7 protein-coding genes are annotated in these 19,929 nt (G+C 31.2%); all 7 read left to right on the forward strand.

The features are described 5' to 3' along the window. Positions 1-127 precede the first annotated feature (127 nt). Genes SLH33_RS00885 through SLH33_RS00915 form a run of 7 tightly spaced genes read left to right on the forward strand, consistent with a single transcriptional unit; the run spans position 128 to position 19,814 of the window. Positions 128-4,855, forward strand: a complete 4,728-nt coding sequence (locus SLH33_RS00885) for a hypothetical protein (protein ID WP_320417171.1) — start codon at positions 128-130, stop codon at positions 4,853-4,855. Next, positions 4,855-6,960, forward strand: coding sequence for a hypothetical protein (locus tag SLH33_RS00890; protein ID WP_320417172.1), 2,106 nt, complete (start codon positions 4,855-4,857; stop codon positions 6,958-6,960). Before SLH33_RS00885 ends, SLH33_RS00890 begins: the two co-directional genes overlap by 1 nt. A gap of 10 nt (positions 6,961-6,970) precedes the next feature. Then, a complete protein-coding gene (locus tag SLH33_RS00895; protein WP_320417173.1) occupies positions 6,971-8,239 on the forward strand; it encodes a hypothetical protein in 1,269 nt (422 codons plus the stop codon). Then, positions 8,236-10,119, forward strand: a complete 1,884-nt coding sequence (locus SLH33_RS00900; RefSeq protein ID WP_320417174.1) for a hypothetical protein — start codon at positions 8,236-8,238, stop codon at positions 10,117-10,119. Before SLH33_RS00895 ends, SLH33_RS00900 begins: the two co-directional genes overlap by 4 nt. Before the next feature lie 22 nt (positions 10,120-10,141). Continuing rightward, on the forward strand, positions 10,142-11,548 hold the full coding sequence (locus SLH33_RS00905; protein WP_320417175.1) for a hypothetical protein: 1,407 nt from the start codon (positions 10,142-10,144) through the stop codon (positions 11,546-11,548). A 38-nt stretch (positions 11,549-11,586) separates the two neighbouring features. After that, entirely contained in the window at positions 11,587-18,459 is a 6,873-nt protein-coding gene (locus SLH33_RS00910) for a T9SS type A sorting domain-containing protein (protein WP_320417176.1), read from the forward strand. Beyond that, on the forward strand, positions 18,459-19,814 hold the full coding sequence (locus tag SLH33_RS00915; protein ID WP_320417177.1) for a PKD domain-containing protein: 1,356 nt from the start codon (positions 18,459-18,461) through the stop codon (positions 19,812-19,814). Before SLH33_RS00910 ends, SLH33_RS00915 begins: the two co-directional genes overlap by 1 nt. Positions 19,815-19,929 lie beyond the last annotated feature (115 nt).

A 19,929-nucleotide genomic window follows, 5' to 3' on the forward strand; every position in this document is an offset into this window, starting at 1 on the left:
AAGTAAACCCAAAAAGAAAACATACGATATTTACTTTCCAATACAGAAATTGGAAAAAAATAAAAAAATATTTTTACATAATGCAAAAAAAATTAAATTTGTGGCGCTATGTTAATCCCCTTTGTCTATGAAATATAAATTACTACTAGCGTTTTTTTTATTATCTCAAATTTTATTAAGTAATACTTCCTCTGTAAAGGACAGTATCTTAAATACTTCAAATGTAGATGATAAATTAATAACTTCTTTATCTGAAATAGAATCAGAATTCAACAAAGATTTTATATTAAAGAATTATCAAAACAATCCTAAGATTGATAGTTTAATAAGTAAAGCAACTACAGTTTTCAATGAGTTAGAAGAAAAAGGGAACTATGTTGATTTGTTAGGAGCAGAGGATATGATTAGCTTGCCTGTTGGAGTTAAAAAGAAACTTGGGAATTTAACTACAATAATGGGGGTTAGTAAAGCTAAGTTTTACCCTAACTATACCGAAGTTACTCTTTTTATAAAGTTACTTATCCCCCAGTCTAGTGTTACTGGTGAACAAAAACAACTGTTTTTTGGAGCGGATAATATAAAAATATCACATACAGGAGGTATTTATGGTGATATGAACATCTCTTTGCTCGGTGATGTGGCAATTCCTTTTAATGGAGGTAATGCATTGTTGCAGCTTAAAGGAGGTTTTAATATGAAAACTGGAGAAATTCAAAATAAAACATATGTTACAATTGATTGCTCTGGAATAAAAGAAATAGGTGTTGCTGCTGATGTATTGTTTTCAAGAAATTTATTAGAACCATTAAACTCAAATTATGAGATTGTAAAAGATAATAATGCTAGGGTTAAAGGCTCTTTTGAAACGAAGGTTAGGGATTGGAATGATATTTTAGCAGAAGTGAGTTTGACTCCTTTTCAAATTACAGACAAGAAAAATAATAGTGGAAAAGGAAAGGCAGGTTTAGTATTTGAAGTAAGTAAAGCTGTTTTTGATTTTAGTGATGTAAGAAACTCTCCTAATGTGAAGTTTTCAGATAGTTATAAAAGTAAATATTTAATTTCTGGAAATGAAGAGTTGTGGAGAGGTGTATATATTCAATCTTTAAAAGTAGGGTTACCTAAAGAATTTAAAGAAAATGATAGTAATAAAAGAATTAGTATTGGAGCTGTTGATTTATTATTAGATGGTGAGGGGTTGTCAGGTAGGTTTTTTGCTGAGAATGTACTTTCATTAGATAAGGGTAATGCTTCAGGGTGGCAATTCTCAGTTAAGGATTTACATGTTTCACTAGAAGCAAATAAACTTATAGGAGGAGGATTTGGCGGTCATATTGTATTGCCAATTTCTAAAAAAGTAACAGAAGAAGAAGTGAAAAATCCTTCTAATATAAAAGGATTAGCAAAAGCCATCAAATATACTGCTTTGGTTGATGTAGAAAATGAAGAATATAGTTTGGCTTTAGAGCCCTTGAGTAAAGAAGGTTTAGATGTTCCTCTTTTTATGGCGCAAGCTCATTTGAAATCGAATTCTAAAGTTGAGTTAAAAGTTGTAAAAGGTAGTTTTAGACCTAAGGCAAACTTGTTTGGTAATTTGAATATTAATGCAAGTAATTCTAGATTAGAAAATAATAAAAAAGGATTAGTAGATTTTAAAGGAATTACTTTTGAAAACATGCAATTGCAAACCGAGTCTCCATATTTTTCTGTTGATTACATGGGGTATGATGATGATGTTAAGTTAGGTAGGTTTCCAGTTACTATTTCTGATATTGGAGTAACAAGTAATGAAAATAATATTTCATTGAGTTTTGCCATAGATGTTAATTTAATGAACAAAGGTTTTACAGGTAATACTAAATTAGAAATTATAGGGAAGTTTGATAAAGGTGGAGATAAGCAAAGGTGGAAATATGATAGATTAAAAGTTCATAAAATAGATATAGCTGCAAACCTAGGAAGTGTAAAATTCAAAGGTTTAGTTGATATTAAAGATAATGATCCTGTTTATGGTAATGGTTTTTATGGTGAGTTAGAAGCAGATTTTAATAGTATAAATGTTAAAGCTACTGCATGGTTTGGTAAAACAGAGGTTCGATATTGGTACGTGGATGCTTATGCCGATTTATCTGCTATGGAAACAAAACCAATGATTGGTCCAGTTGAGGTAAACGGCTTTGGTGGAGGGGCCTATTATCACATGACTAAAACATCAAATCCTCCTAAGTTGGTTTATCAAGGTGAAGTAGATGAGTATGGGAACACTATCTCTGTAAAAACGCCTAAGCCTCCTTCAGGGATGGATTATATTCCTGACGCTAAATCAGGCCTAGGTTTTAGAGCTATGTTAGGCTTTGCTTTAGGTAATGAAAAAGCTTTTAATGGAAAAGTAGGTTTTGAAATCAACTTCAATACTCATGGAGGCTTGAATAACATACTTTTCTTTGGGGAAGGACATATAATGAAAGCTATTGATTTTAAGTTTGGCGATAAGTTTAAAGATAAACTTACCGCAATGCAAGATAAAATAAATGGTTTCGGAGAAAAGAATGCTACAATTCAAAAATTAAAAGAGAAAAATTTAGTAGAATATAGTAAGGTTGCTTTTCCTCAAGATGGTTTGACCTTTGATGTTGGTATTGATGCTCATTTTTCTATGGAAATGGATTTTCAAAATCATTCATTTCATAGTGAAATGGAAGTATATTTAAATACTCCTGGTAATTTTATTAGTGGAGTTGGATCAAGAGGTAGAGCAGGATGGGCAGTTTTCCATACAGGTCCAGATGGTTGGTACTTACATATGGGAACGCCAAAAGATAGAATTGGACTTCGAGTTGGTATAGGATCTTTTAGTGTTCAAGCAACCACTTACTTAATGATAGGAGATAAAATCCCAGGTAGTCCACCACCACCACAAGCTGTTGCAGATATTTTAGATGTTGATCTAAATAGTCTTGATTATATGAGAGACCTTAATGCTTTAGGAGATGGAAGAGGCTTTGCAATAGGGATGGATTTTAGTATGGATACTGGTGATATGACTTTCTTAATGTTCTATGCGCGTTTTAGAGCAGGTTTAGGTTTTGATATCATGATAAAAGATTATGGAAAGACAGCGTGTAAAGGAAGTGGACAAATAGGAATTGATGGATGGTATGCAAATGGACAAGCATATGCTTATTTAGAAGGAGAATTAGGTATAAAAATTAGCTTATGGTTTGTTAAAAAGAAAATACCAATAATTAAAGCCGGTGCTGCTGTGTTATTGCAAGCAAAGTTACCTAATCCAGCATGGTTTAGAGGATATGTAGGAGGTAATTTCAATATTTTAGGAGGGCTAGTAAGTGGAAAATTTAGATTTAAAGTTGAATTGGGTGATGAATGCGAAATTATTGGAGGAGCTCCTTTAGGTGGGCTGAAGATTATTTCTGGAATCACACCAAATAATGACTCGGCAGGGGTTGATGTTTTTACAGCTCCACAAGCTGCTTTTAATATGAAAATTAATCAGCGATTTGAGTTAGAAGATGACGAGGGAGTTAAGACTTATAGGATTTTATTAGATGAGTTTTCAGTAACTAAGGATGGAAATAATATTGAAGGAGAATTTGAGTGGAGTCAGTCAAATGATGTGGTAAATTTTGTTTCTTTTGATGTGCTTCCTCCAAAATCAACAATTAAAGTTAAAGTAGCTGTTAGTTTCCAAGAATTAAAATCAGGAACGTGGATAACTATAATGGATGATGGAAAGAAAGCCCAAGAAATAGAAGAAAGAACATTTACAACTGGTGAAGCTCCAGATTATATACCAGTTAATAATATTGTTTACACCTATCCAATAATGGACCAATCTTATTTTCATCAAAAGGAAAGAGAATCGGGCTATGTGAAGTTAAAAAGAGGGCAGCCATACTTATTTGCTCCAGAGTCAGAATGGAAACAAACCATTAGATATTCAAATGAAGAAGGTTTTAATTCTAATAATTCTGTTTCATATGACAGAGATAACAGACAAGTTAATTTTAAGTTTAGCAACTTCAATAACAATAAAAAATACACTTTAAGAATTGTTAGTGCACCAGAAAGTGAAGGAATTTCTGAAAATAATGAAACTTATACAACCCATGATACGGGTCAAGAAGGAAATACTGTCAAAGTTAAGAACAAAAATGTTCAAAATGTAGTTAATGATTCGGCAGAAACAGAAATATTAAAATATAGTTTTACAACTAGTAGTTATAATACTTTTGCAGAAAAAATTAAAGATAAAAGTATAGTTAAGCATTACTTAGAACCTATATATTCTGATGTACATGCAATACAAACAGATGTAAAAGATTCAGAAAGATTTGGGATAGAAGAATTAGAAGGTGGTAAGTACAGTGATAACAAACCATTAGTAGTTGTAGAGGCAGTTCTAGATGATTCTTACTATGAGGACAAGATTTATCCACTGATTTATGAAGGTTATCCACTTGAAGCAGATTTCACTGTAGATAGAAATATTGAAGAGTTAGGCTTACCTCCTAAAAAAGGAGTAGATATTTTAACTTGGTATGTTCCTTATTTAAGAGAAAAACCTAACTTTTCTTTGTTAAGTTCAAGAATACCTTATAGATATCATTTACCTTATTATTATAAAAGAGACTTTATAGATATACAATATAAAGTTGTTAACAAGTATTTAAATAATCCAACTCAATTTGCATCTCAAATAGAGAAATACAATTACATAATAAATGGAGTTTTTCCATCAATAAGATCAGGAAAGTATAAGGTTAAAATGCAATACATGATGCCAGGTAATGTATCAGGTTCAAGTGCTATATTCAAATACAAAAATCCCTTCTAATGATATTAAATTTTAAAAAGAATATATTACGATTTTTTATACTTTTTTTATCGATTTTTTTTGTAGGACTTCAAAGCTTTTCACAACAAAAAAAAGAAAAAGATGAAATAAAAGTATTAGCAAGACCTCACTCTAGTAATAAAATACTCTTACGATGGGCTTCTAATACTCCAATGTCGTTTAGAAAGCTTAATAAGTATGGTTTTAGACTTAAACGCTACACTATTAGTATTGCAGGACAAACTATTTCGAAACCTATAGAAAAGGATTTAGGAGTTTTTAAACCCGGACAACCTGAAGAATGGATGAAAGTTATAGATGCCAATAATAACGCAGCAGTAATGGCGCAATCCATTTTCGGTGAAAGCTTTGATGTTGAAGGCGTAGGTACCATGCAGGGAATTATTAATATGTCTCAAGAGCAAGAACAACGTTTTACATGGGCGCTTTATGTAGCAGATCAGGATTTTGAAGTAGCCAAATTAGCTGGTTTAGGGTATGAAGATCTTGATATAAAAGTAAATGAAAAGTATGTTTACAAAGTAACATCTTTGGTGCCTGAAAATGAAATGAAAATAAAAGATGGAGGTGTATTTGTTGGGATGCAAGATTATCAACAACTACCGAAACCTCTTGATTTAGCAGCAATTTTTTCAGATAGAAAAGTAATGCTAAATTGGAATTATGCAATTCATGTAAGAGAGTATAATAGTTATTTTATTGAAAAATCTGAAGATGGAAAAGTATTTGAAACTATTAACAAGCTACCTTATACTACATTAAATAGTGGCGGAAAAGTTGATACAAAAAGAATTTATTATATAGATTCAATAAGTAATAATAAAACTTATTATTATAGAGTAAAAGGAAGAACTCCTTTTGGAGAATTAAGTCCTCCATCTGATATTGTATCAGGTAAAGGAGAAAAAGTATTGTCTTATGTGCCTAAAATCTCTACTAAAGAAATTGTTAATAATAACAAAAGCGTAATCCTAGAATGGGAGTTTTTAGAAGAAGGGAATGATTTTATTAATGGTTTTGAGTTGAATAAAAGTAATAAGGCTGATGGAGACTATAAAACTGTCATAAAAAATATTTCTCCGAAAACTCGAAATATAAGATACAATGGCTTGGATGCTACTAATTATTTTACAATTACAGCTTTAGGTAAAGAAGGAGGTAATAGAACCTCATATCCTGTTTTAGTACAGCCAGTTGATTCAGTGCCTCCTGTTAAACCGGTAGGGTTAGAAGGAAAAGTTGATAGTTTAGGTGTTGTTACATTAAAATGGACTCCTAATAAAGAGTTAGATATGTTGGGATATAGAGTTTTTAAGGGTAATGTTAAAAATGAAGAATATAGTCAAATAACCGTAAATCCTCATCAAGCTACTACTTTCTATGATAGTGTCTCTGTTAAGAGTTTGAATGATAAAGTGTATTATAAAATTGTTGCAGTAGATCAAAGGTATAACATGTCTGAATACTCTGATGTATTAACATTAGACAAACCTGATTATATTCCACCGGCTTCACCGGTTATAACTTCATATGAAGTTAAAGAGCAAAATGTGTTTTTAACTTGGGCGAATAGTCAAAGTAATGATGTTGTAAAACATGAGGTTTACAGAAGGGTTAGAGATAGTATTCAATGGAATTTGATAGCAACTTTACCTAAAGATACGTTACAAATAGATTATACTGATTGGAAAGATACCAATATTGAGGGAGGAATTGACTACCAATATTTAATAAAAGCGGTTGATGATAGTAACTTATCATCAACAGATACTAAGCCAGTTACTATTGAAGTACCGAGGTTTGAGCTATTGTCAGGCATAAAAAATGTGGGTAGTTATGTAGATAAAACAAATGCTTTTATTGAATTGTACTGGAAAGTATTAAACGAAAGTACCATAGCAGAAATAATGGTATATAAAGGAACCGATAAAGCTAAAACTAGCCTGTTAAGAAATGTGTTACCAAACATTGATAGGATTATAGATGAAGATGTTAATCCAAATAACATTTATACGTATATCATAAGACCTGTATTTAAAGATGGAAGCTTAGGGCAAATAAAAAAAATAGAGGTTAAATATTAAGTATTAACCTATGAAAAGAAAACTACTCTTACTTCTTTTTTTGTTGCTATATTTTTTGGGATTTTCTCAATCGCAGTTGTACGTTATATCTACAGATGGGACCTCTAGTGGATATGGTGATTGGAATTATGATACATTACTCTATCGTCAAGGAATTCATGAAATTAACTCAAGTGAAACAACAATTATTATAGATTTTTATGATGGTTATAATGATGATCCTAGTTATGGATGTGGTGGGCCTTGTGGACAATATCAAGACCATTGTCAAGGTGTTGAAATAGATATAAATATTAAGTATTTTCAAGATTTTTTAATATCAAAACCTGATGAATGTTTACCCTTAGATTACCGTGCTGTTTTGTTACCTAAGATAACTGCTCCCGCTGATAGACGATGTGAGCGTCAAGAGTTATTTCCACAACATTCAGATGGTATTAATCATAATGTAAATGGGCTTGTTTGGGAATATGTAAATAATTTAGGTCAATGGGAAGAATTACCAAATTTTAAAAATAGATATCCTTTAAATGTGAGTTTATTAGATATTTTTGGATCGAATTGGCGGAATTATTTTAATGGGAATTTACAATTAAGATTCAAGTTTACAGCATCGTTTACAAGTGATGTGATTTATTCTATTCAAAATTATACAATAACTCTTACAGAGTGTTCTCCAGAACTACAATCATTAGTGCCCCATAAAACAAAATGTAATTATTCTGAAGATGGTAGTTTTACTTTTAGTGTTGATAGAGATTTAGTTGACACCGAAAAGTTAATAGCTACCTTGTTTTATGAATATTCCACAGGGTATGACTTAGCTACAAATCCACAAGAAGTAATAACAAGTTTAACTTCAAATACAGATGGAACATATGGTTATACTTGGCAAGGAGACTTGCCCCCAGGTAATTATAGACTTAAGTATCAAACTTTAAAAGGTTCCGGAACAATTTCTCCAAATGATTCTAGTTGGGCAAGTTTGGAGTCTGAAAATTTTACTTTAAATCCTTCTGATCCAGTTCAATTTTTTGCTCAAAAACTAAATGATGAAATCTGTTTTGAAAGAGGTGATGGACAAATTCAATTATATGATGTTGATGGTGAGGATGGAAGAACTTTTTTATATAGAGTTTTTAAAGTGAACACAGATAACTCAATGGAGATATACAAAGATTGGACAAACTTTAGCGGTAATAATACTACTATTAATGGTTTAGGAAAAAATAAATACAGAATAAAAGTAAAAGATAATTTAGGTTGTTTAGCAAAATGAAACAAATTATAAAGAACATAATTATTATCTCGTTGTTATTTGTTGCTATTTCAGTGAAAGCACAACAATATAATTATCGAATAATGATCAAAAACTATGATTACTATATGAGGGCATCTAGTGGTTTATGTGGTGATGCAAAACATATTAAATTATGGATAACAAATGAGGATAATACAACAATTCAACTTTATTATAAAAGTAAACCAGCAACAGAAAATAATACTTTATTAGTAGATAGATTTTTGGTTAAGAAAGTAAAAAGTATTCATTTTTCTTCATTTATTCATGAAGAAGACTCTGTTGGGTGGTGTAATGGTCATACAGCAAGTGTTTCTGATAATAAAGATTTAGTTTATAATAATGGTATAGCTACTGGTTCAATATCTTTGTATGATAATGGAGGAAACCAAGCTATTATTGATGTTGAGTTTGATTATGAAGTAGTCCCAGTCGAGAAAAATTACAATTATAAAGTTGAATATAATATTGATTTATATAATCAATCTACAACTCCATTTATGAATTTTGAAAATTATACAGGGAACTATATTTTACAGTTAACTACAGGAGTAGAGAATAAAACCATTTATAATCAATCAGTTTTTTCTTTAGTTAGTGGTGTATCAATAAAGAATACTAAATATGATAGTATAGTTAGGTTTAAAGATGCATTAACAGCTTCTAAAGGTAGAATGAATGTTCGTTTTAGGTCTAATTCAATGCTTAAATGTGAAGATCAAGTAGAAGAAGATTTTGGTAATTTTAGTTATATAGATGCTACTGAAAATTCAACAATTAGAGACCCAGGGGGGTGTATGCCTTATAAATATTTATTTCCTATGTGTAGTACAGCAGAAATACAATATTTTAATATATATAGAATTCATAAAGACTTATTTAACATAGAGAAAAACAAAGGAAGTTTTGTAACTAATAATCCAGAACTAAAAATATGTGAACCTTTTAGAGTGTATGTGAACGATTGTAATGAAACTTCAAGTTATGCAGTTGAATATTCTACCGATAACTTAAACTTTAAAACATTATTGCCCTATGCAAGAAGGGAGAGTTACTTCGATCTTGATTATGCTCAATTAGAAGGAACTGACATTCAAACTGTTAAAATAAGAATAAAATATTATAACAGCGGTAATTATACTACTCATCCTTACCTGTATTCTGAAGCAACAAGTTTTACTGTTTTTCCTTGTCCACCAAAGCTTGTAGATGAGCCAGAACCTATAAGAACTCGATGTAGCTATACGTCAGACGGTAGTTTTAAAATTAATTTTGATAGACAATTAATAAATGAAAAGCTAATTATCTCTGTTTATTTTAAAAATTTTGATAGTGGTGATTTTGAGTTTTATAAGCAAGAAGACACACTAAACTTGGTTGATAATGGAAATGGAACATATAGTTATACTTGGTTAGGTTTGAATGATGGTTTCTTAGATCCGGTAGAAGAGTATAAAGTTAAATACCAAGCTTTAAGAGATGTGAGAGATAGTTTACCACATACAGACCAAACTTGGTCAAGTGCTAATGAATCACGTGAATTTACAGTTCCTATAGCAAAACCTATACAATTTATAGCCACAAAACTAAATGATGAAAGCTGTTTTGATAGAAGAGATGGAAGAATACGATTAGAGATTACACAAGGAGAAGAAGGGAGAACCTATTATTATCAAATTAAAAAAGATGAAAAACTTCAGGTTTTTAACGGAACAAGCTGGAATGAATATTTAGGAAGTAATATTGAAGAAACTTGGGTTCCGTTTGTTGAAAGTGATTCAACGGTGATAAATAAATTAGATAAAGGTAGTTATAAGATTAAAGTTAGAGATTCTTATGCGTGTTATGCAAAAGAATAATAGATAAACAAAATACCAATTAATGAAAATCAAATTAATTCTAATACTAATATTCATCACTTTTAAATTTTATTCTCAACAAGATGATAAGTATTATTTATCTATTTATAACTTAGACATAACTGTTAATCAGTTTTGTCATATTTCTAATGCTGAAGTAAGATTTTTTATTTATGATCCTGATGGAAATATGAGTGAGGTTTATAGAGAAAACCTTTCTAGCAGTAATGGTCAAGCAAACTTGAGTAAAAGTATAGTTTACAATAGTGGTTATGATAAAGTAATAAGTTCTATTAGAGTTTGGTTAAGTGTTAGCGAGTATAGCTCAACAATGGATTATGAATGTAGTGGAGGGAATAATTATTATGATCATCAAGTAGATTTAAATAATACTTGTATTTCAAACAGTACATCATATAATAATAATCCAGTTAATATTAATTTCAATTATAGTTTTGGACCTAACATTTCAATAATTCAACCAGAAGATAATACGATGATGACAGATCAATCTATAAATGCTGAAGTAACTAGTGGCTTTGATGCATCAATGTACAACTGGGAGTATCAAGTAGGTTCCTTAAGTCGGGATGATCGTGATTGGCACTCTATACCCAATTCAAGTAGTTACTTGTTAACACAATCTATTAACGACTTTTTAAGAGGTGAAGATTATATTGGTCAAAAAATCTATTTTAGGGTAAAAACATGTGAAAATTTCACAACACAAATCATCATATATACTATTATAGCCAGCCCTCCAAAGCTGGTTAATAAAACTCCTACTCCAATAAAAACAAGATGTAGCTATACTTCAGATGGTAGTTTTAAAATTAATTTTGACAGACAATTAATAAATGAAAAGCTAATTATCTCTGTTTATTTTAAAAATTTCGATAGTGGCAATTTTGAGTTTTATAAGCAAGAAGACACAGTAAACTTGGTTGATAATGGAAACGCAACTTATAGTTATACTTGGTTAGGTTTGAATGATGGTTTCTTGGATCCGGTAGAAGAATATAAAGTTAAATACCAAGCATTAAAAGATGTGAGTGATAGTTTACCAAGTACAGACCCCAGTTGGACTGGAGCTTTAGAATCGAATCCTTTTACAATTCCAACAGCTATAGCAATTGATTTCTCAGTTATAAAATTAAATGATGAAACCTGTTTTGAAAGTGGTGACGGACAGGTACAAGTAGAAATTAATCAAGGAGAGCAAGATCGAGATTATTATTATCAACTTAAAAAAAATGGAGTACCTCAAGTATTCAATGGAATAAGTTGGGATGAATATTCTGAAGGTGACATTGAAGAAACTTGGATTCCGTTTATCGGACGTGATTCAACAATAATAAATATGTTAGATAAAGGTAGTTATAAGATTAAAGTTAGAGACTCTAATACTTGTTACGCTAAAAATGAATAAAAGTAAAAGGCAAGTTTAGCTAAATAAAATAAATGACTATGAAGAAAAATAATTTACATGTTATGAATAAGTTATTTAAAGCATTTTTTATAATGTTTTTATTCCTTTGTGGAATTAATGTGTTTTCTCAGGAGCCAGCTGATAAAGAGGTTGAAATAGTTATAGATGGTCCAGATAAAATATTAAGTGTTACTTTACTCGAAGAAAATGAAATTCAAGTTAACGGAGGCACTGGAAGTTTGAGAATTCAAGTAGAAGGAGGGTGGCCATATTATACTTACGTGGTTTATAAGGATAATGTTTTAATGAATCCGACACCAGGAGGAGGAAATATTACTAGTACAGATGGAGGAGAAAAGGTACTGAATAACCTAGAGTTTGGTAAGTATAAAGTTGAAATACGAGATGAAAAATTTTCTTCAGGCTTGTCGTGTAATAAAGTAACTAGCGGAATAAAAGAATTATTTAATCCTCCAGTTTTAGAAGTAAATGCTTCAGTAAACCAAATAATAAAATGTAAAGGAGAACAAGGAAGCATTAAAGCTTTTGTAAAAGGCGGTAAACAGCCAAATTCTGGTGTATATACCCTTGAACTATTTAAAGATGGAGTTCTGATGTCAGATAAGGGAGGAACTTTGCCTTATAGTAAAGATATAGATCAAGAATTTATTTTTGAAAACCTAGAAGCAGGTAGCTATAAAATTGAAGTACACGATGGGTATATAATTAAAACTGTTGATGAGAATTTAAATTTAACAGAACCAGATTCTTTACTTACACTTACTGCTACTGATGATATTAATGTAACACACGTAGCCTGTAATAATGGAGAAACAGGTAATAATCGGAATAAAGATGGTTCAATAACGGTAACACCACAAGGAGGTGAAGGTCCCTATAGTGTTTATGTAGGAACTACTCCAGAAGGAAGTACTTATAGTACTGCATTTTCAAATAGTATAGAAATTTCTAATTTATATGCAGATACCTATTTTGTAAATGTTAAAGATAGTAGAGGGTGTATAACATCTGACGAAATAGTAGTTATTAATCAACCAGCGAGCCCATTAACTATAAATCCAGGAACAGTTACAAAAACTACTAGTCAAAATGGGAGTGATGGTTCTACAGAGTTAACTGTAAGTGGAGGAACTGAGGACTATTCATACATTTTTTCAGGAATGTCAATTGAACGAAAAGGAAATATTGAAAATGATGGAGATAAAGTAACCATAGAAGGTCTAGCCAAAGGTACTTATACCTTTACAGTTACTGATAAGAATGGTTGTAAAAACACAGAAAGTGTAGTAATAGAAGCTCCAATACCACTTGATGTTACATTTGATAATAGTTCAAATGTTAATTGCCATAATGGTAATGATGGTGTAATTTATGTTAAAGTAACAGGGGGTGCAACCAATACATATAAATTCTTATGGTATAAAAAGAATGGAGTTACTTGGGATTTGGTAAATGATATATCAACCGTTAAAATAAATGATGAATATTACCAAGCAGAAGTTAGTGCTGGAGAATATAAAGTAAAAGTAATTGTTATACTTGCCACAGGGGTAGAGGTTGATGAAAATGTTTATAATAAAGATCCAGATTCTATAATAATTACTCAACCATCAAGTCCGCTAACTATTGGAGAACCCAACGTTAAAAAAGTATCTTGCAAAGGAGGTAATGATGGTAGTATTAGCCTTGAAGTTTCAGGTGGAACAGGAAGTTATACCTACGAATGGAGAGATGTAAATGACATTGTTATAGGAGAAGATAAAAAAGATTTAACAGGTGTAGGATCGGGTACTTATAAAGTAATAGTCACTGATGAAAATAATTGTGTTATTGAAAAAGATGCTATTATTATACCTGAGCCATCAGAAAGTTTATCCATAAGTTTTAATGAAGGTACAGATGTTCTGCACCCAACTATTAATAAAAGCGATTTAAATGGTACAGCACCAGATGGAAGAATAAGTATTTCAGCATCCAACGGTTGGGGCAACTATGTATATGCTTGGAAAAATGAAATTACAGGGGTAAGTGTTGGAACAAACAGTAATGTTCTTAATAATGTCGGAGATGGTATTTATTCGGTAACCGTTACAGATGATAATGGAACTAGTTGTGCAGAAACAATATCTAATATTGTACTAACACAGCCAAATAGTTTAGGTATTACAATAAATCTTACTGATCCAACTAGTAAATTATATTGTAATGGTGATACAGATGGAAGCTTAAAGGTAGAAGTTTTAAATGGTATTGGTACCAAACCGTATACATATCATTGGTACAAGAAAGAAGCAGACGGAACAAGAAATTTTATTTCTGGAGCTAACAATACAGAGATTCATGGATTAGCTGCAGGAACCTACGGTGTGGAAGTTACTGTTACGAATAGAAATGGAATAGAAATAAAAAATTATCCATTAGAAGATTTTCCTTTAGAAGAACCAGCACAAGTACATATATTAGATCCGGTGGTACAGTATGTAGATTGTTTTGGAGAAGCTACAGGAGAGATAATTATGAATGTTGAAGGAGGAACAGGAAATTATATTTTTGAATGGTATAAAGATGGAACACCATATATAACTCAAGAATCCGAAATATTAACTGGTTTAGAAGTTGGAGAGTACCGAGTTCTAGTTCAAGATACCAATAATTGTCCAAATACTCCTTTAGAAAGAGTAATAACTATTACTCAACCAGAAAAAGATATAGAGATAAATAATTTAGAAGTAACATACGCCACGGGTTATAATTCAGATAATGGTATCATCTCTATTGAGATAGAAGGAGGTACAGTAATTGCCCCTTCTACAACCGCCCATTATACATATACGTTAACTAGAACTCCAGATGATGTAATTATAAAAAGTGGACAAACTGTAAAGAATTCTGAAAATAAACAATCAGTCTATTTAGATGACATTGTTGGTTCTTTTGAGGGTATCACCTATGAAATGACAATCACTGATGCCAAAGGATGTACAAAAACCAGTGACTATACAATAAAACAACCAAAAGATTTATTGGTAGAGCTTTCAGTAGCATCCATAGTTGAATGTAATGGGTATGAAGGTGAATTAAGCTCAAATGTTACAGGTGGATGGGGGTCTTTAACCGAGGTAACCGATGATTTTTACACCTATCAATGGTATAATGTTGACGACGTAGACACAATAATAGGAGACGAAGCAACATTAAAAGTTAAGGCCGGAACCTACAAGTTAAAAGTAATAGATTCTAAAGGAAATTATAAAGAAGAAGTAATAAGCTTAGAAGAGAAACCAGCATTGCTAATTGATGGAGAATCAGTAATAACACATGTCGATTGTAAATATTCAAATACAGGATCAATAGAAATATCTGCTACAGGAGGAACACAGCCTTATAAATATTTTATTAGTACAGATGGCGGAAACACATTTAGTACTGAAAAAGCGTTTACATCAGCTACTTCAACGTTAATTTCAGATTTATATGCAGGAAACTACAAAGTTAAAATTAGTGATGCTTATGACTGTGTAGTTAAAGAAGCAGATGGTTCTGAAAAAATAGTAGACATCACAATTACCGAACCTGATGAACTATTAATTACCAATATAGAAGTAAAAGATGTTACAGGACATAATTTAGGTAACGGTATTATTTCTATAGTGATAAATGGAGGTACAAAAATTGATCCTTCAACTACAGCACATTATACGTATACTTTAATGAAGGAAGAAGATGGCTCAGAAGTAAAGAATTCCATAAGTACTATTAATACAGATGGGGTACAGTCCATATATCTAGATGATATAGAAGGGTCTATTGATGGTATTACATATATTATGACTGTAACTGATGCTAAAGGATGTTTTAAAACTGAAAAATATACTATAAAACAACCTGAAGATTTAATTATAGAAGGTTTCGAGGTAGTATTAGAAATTGATTGTAATGGTAATGTAGGTTCGTTAAGACCAACATCAATAAAAGGTGGATACCTAGAAGAAGGTGCTGATTATGATTATAAATGGTATAATATCCTAGATTTAGGAACAGAGATAACAAATACAAGAACGCTGTTAAATGTTGAAGCAGGTATTTATAGGTTAGTAGTAACTGACTCAAATAATAATACAAAATATGGAGATACTATTTTAACAGAACCAGAGGAATTAAAAATTAGCTATACGCAAATTGATGTTGAATGTTATGATCAAAATACAGGAAGCATAGATATAACAGTAACAGGAGGTACAACATTTCCTGATGGTACTTATAGTTATAGTTGGAGTAATGGAGAAAAAATAGAAGATCTTACGGGTTTACATTCAGGTGTATATAAAGTTACGGTTACAGATAGCAATAATTGTTTTATTGAGGAAACCATTACAATTACGCAACCTGAGGAATATAAGATTTTAGTAGATACCTTTCAAGAACCAACAGGAGCAGGATTATCAGACGGTAGAATAGCTATTAGTGTAGTTGGTGGAACTCCAGGTTATACTTACCAATGGTTTAATGAAAGTGGAGCTTTACTAAGTGAAACCAATCAAATAAATAATATACCTACTGGAGAGTACAAGGTTATAGTTCGTGATAGTGTTGGTTGTTTAATTGAATCAGATTTATTGTTACAAGAACCTGAACCCTTGATGATATCAATACAGCAAATTCAAGAAATTTCATGTAATGGAGATCTATCAGGAGCATTACAATTAGTAACAGAAGGAGGTGTAGGTGGTAATATCTATACATGGTATAATACACTTGATGATTCTGAAATTGGTAGTTCAGTTGTAAAATCTGGTTTAGCCGCGGGTACTTATTACGTAAAGGTAGTAGATGCTAACGGGATTGAAGCTGTTAGTGAACTCTATACAATAACTCAACCTGCTATAATTGAAGTATCTTACGCCCAAGAAGATTTATCGTGTTTTGAGAGTGAAGATGGTAAAATATTTTTAGAAGCTAGCGGAGGAACAGGAAATTACTACTATCGAATTAAAAAAGATAACGCATCTTATAGAGATTGGCAGGTTTTTCTAGCTGACAATAATACTTCAATAGAAAATTTATCAAAAGGTAATTATCAAATTCAGGTAAGAGATGAAAAAGATTGTTTTTTAGTTGAAAATGATATTACAAAAGTAATAGAGGTATCATTAACACAACCAGACCTTTTAGTTATTGAAGGAGAGGTAACTGATGTAACAGGTTTTGAACTTACAAACGGAAACATAATAACTACGGTTACTGGAGGTACAGAGCCTTATATTTATGAATGGAAGGACGAGCTAGGAAATATTTTAGCTTCTACAAGTAGCAGTTTAAACAATGTTAAAAAAGGAATCTATACATTAATTGTTGAAGATGCTCAAAACTGTATAATTAATAAAGACTTTGTAGTTGAACAGCCAGATAAATTGGAAGTATTAATAAATCAGCAAAATATAGTATTGTGTAATGGAGATCAAAATGCAAGTTTAAATACAGAAGTAACAGGAGGAGTACCTTTTGTAAATGGTAATCCTTATAAATATGAGTGGTATAGAAGTGGTTCAGATGTTGTTTTAAGCACAAATAGTACACTAGTAAACATAGGTATAGGTTCGTATTATGTAATAGTGACTGATGCCAACAATAATATTACACAAAGTGAAGATTTTATTGTTGCACAGCCAGATGTATTAACCGTTCAATTACAAGGTGTTAGTTCTGGTTGTGGAGGAAATGATGACTGGGAAATTATTTCTACCGTGTCTGGTGGTACAGCTCCATACACATATTTTTGGAGTACTGGTGATGATACTAAGGATTTAACCAATGTTTCAACAGGAAATTATTTTGTAGTAATAAGAGATGCTAATGGTTGTCAAGTAACCGAAAATATTTCATTAACTACACCAAATCCATTAACTATTACAGCCAATATAAATGAAATTATATGTTATAATAAATGTTCAGGAAGTATTGATTTAACTATTGAAGGAGGTATGGCTCCTTATGATATACATTGGAATACAGGTCAAACTACTGACTTCATTGATAATTTATGTCATGGTGATTATACAGTAACGGTAACTGATCAAAAAGGATGTTCAATTGAAAAGGTAATTACTATTAACAATGCTGAAGAATATATTTTTGAAATAGTACCAAATGAAGTTACGCTTTGTGAAGGAGAAACTATAGAATATGATGTAACCATGAACAGTATACAAGCATATGAATGGACTTCAGATAATGGTTTTTCAAGTAATAATAGTATAGTAGAATTAGTTGAAGCTGGAGTGTATACTTTAAAAGTAACAACCAATGAAGGTTGTGAAATTTTTAAAGAAGTACTGGTACAAAAATCGGATGCTGTAATTGATGTTCAGTTTATCCTTGCCTCTCAAGCATTTGCTGGTGAAGACATAGTTTTAATTAATGTATCAAATCCTGTAGGGTCTATAATTGAGTGGAAAATTCCTTCAAATGTTGAGATCATCCAAGAAACTAACGAAGGAGTGGTTCTTCGTTTCAATGCTCCTGGAGATTATGATATTTCATTAACATCTATTGAAGGGAATTGTAAAAAAACACTCACTAAAACAGTAATAGTACAAAAAGCAAGAAACTTGGCAGATGTAGGAGATAGTAAAAATCCTTTTATCAAAGAATTTAAAGTGTACGCTAATCCAAATAACGGGAAATTCAAAGCAAGTGTTGACCTTGAAAAAGAAGCCGAAATATCTCTTAGACTTTATAACTTAAGTGCAAACAGCATCGTAAAAGATCAAAAATTAAATGGTCAAAAAGAGTATGAAGTTGATTATGACATTAACGTGCCATCAGGTATTTATTTATTGTTGTTAGAAACATCGAAAGGAAGTAGAATTAGTAAAGTAATTATAAACTAATGAGAAGATTTTTTAGTATTCTAACAGTTATATTACTGGTAAGTTCTTCATGTGTAAAAGAAGTTGCATTACCGGTAAATGCCGAATTTGATTTTGAAGTAGAAAATCAAGATTACACAGTACCTGTAAAAGTAAAAATTACCAATCTTACAGAAGGTGCAGATACTTTTGAATGGGAATTTGAAGGAGCAACTCCAGCCACCTCTCAAAGTAGAAATCCGGGAACTATTATATACGATACTCCGGGAGAGTATACTATCAGGTTAAGTGCATTTAATAGAGATGAAAGTGAAGATTTTTACGAAAAGAGTTTTGTAGCAAAACCAGCAGTAAATATTGGATTTATAGCAGATGTTGTAGGCGATAATTTTTCACCGGTAGAAGTAAAAATAACAAACACTACAGTAGGTGCTACTTCCTATACATGGGTTTTTGAAGGAGGAGAACCTGCAACTTCAACACAACAGTATCCAGAAAATGTGTTTTTTGAAACACCGGGTACACATACAATAAGCTTAACTGTTAGTAATGGTGATGAAGAGTATGTAAAAGAAGAGTTTATAGAAGTAAACCCATACTTAGTAGCCAATTTTGATTATACCGTTGCTTTTGAAGATGATGACTTACAAGTACCCGTAAAAGTGAGTTTACAGAACAACAGTATAAGTGCAACTGAGTATGAATGGACTTTTACCGGAGCAACACCAGAAACAAGTACAGTAGAAAACCCTGAAATAGTTTTACATACACCGGGTACCTATACGTTGCAACTAAAAGCAACTAATGGTAAAGAAGAAAAAACAGCAATCAAAACAATAACAGTAGTTGATAACACCAATATAAGAACGTTTGAAAATATTAAACTAGGTATAAATACTGCACATAAAAACAATACAGTTGGTTCATTCTTTTCAACAGTAACAAGAGAAGTATACACAGCAAACCAAATAACAGAAGAAATAGGTTCAACAATAGATATAGTGTTTTTTGGACTTAATGAAAGTTTTATTTATAACAAGTTTGTAAGTCCGGATGAAGCTCAATTAAATTCCTTTCAAGAAATACCAAATGCCACAACTACAAAAATCATTAATTCGTTGGAAGTTTGTAATTGTACAGCAAACATAACAGTGTCTGACTTTGATGCTATGCAAGATGATGCAACATTAGCCTCATTAGTTATTGATGCAACCCAAGAAGGACTTAAAGAGTTTGACAATACACAAGTACCAAGAATTGTCATTTTTGAAACAGCAGATGGTAGAAAAGGAGCTATTAAAATAAAAGAATTTGTAAACAGCAACGAGAACTCTTATATAACAATAGATATTAAAGTTCAAAAAGAAGCTAGATAAGAAAAAGTATATATAAAATGAGCATGCATAAATTTCATCATAGTGTACCAACCAACATAATTAAATTTTGTATGCGAATTCCTGAATGTGAAGAAACTTTTTAGTTCTTTCATTT

It is taken from the genome of Tenacibaculum sp. IB213877 (assembly GCF_034043975.1).
Lineage (GTDB): Bacteria > Bacteroidota > Bacteroidia > Flavobacteriales > Flavobacteriaceae > Polaribacter.

Coding starts and splice junctions, on each gene's coding strand:
- SLH33_RS00885 (WP_320417171.1), top strand. CDS start 128: ATGAAATATAAATTACTACTAGCGTTTTTTTTATTATCTCAAATTTTA.
- SLH33_RS00890 (WP_320417172.1), top strand. CDS start 4,855: ATGATATTAAATTTTAAAAAGAATATATTACGATTTTTTATACTTTTT.
- SLH33_RS00895 (WP_320417173.1), top strand. CDS start 6,971: ATGAAAAGAAAACTACTCTTACTTCTTTTTTTGTTGCTATATTTTTTG.
- SLH33_RS00900 (WP_320417174.1), top strand. CDS start 8,236: ATGAAACAAATTATAAAGAACATAATTATTATCTCGTTGTTATTTGTT.
- SLH33_RS00905 (WP_320417175.1), top strand. CDS start 10,142: ATGAAAATCAAATTAATTCTAATACTAATATTCATCACTTTTAAATTT.
- SLH33_RS00910 (WP_320417176.1), top strand. CDS start 11,587: ATGAAGAAAAATAATTTACATGTTATGAATAAGTTATTTAAAGCATTT.
- SLH33_RS00915 (WP_320417177.1), top strand. CDS start 18,459: ATGAGAAGATTTTTTAGTATTCTAACAGTTATATTACTGGTAAGTTCT.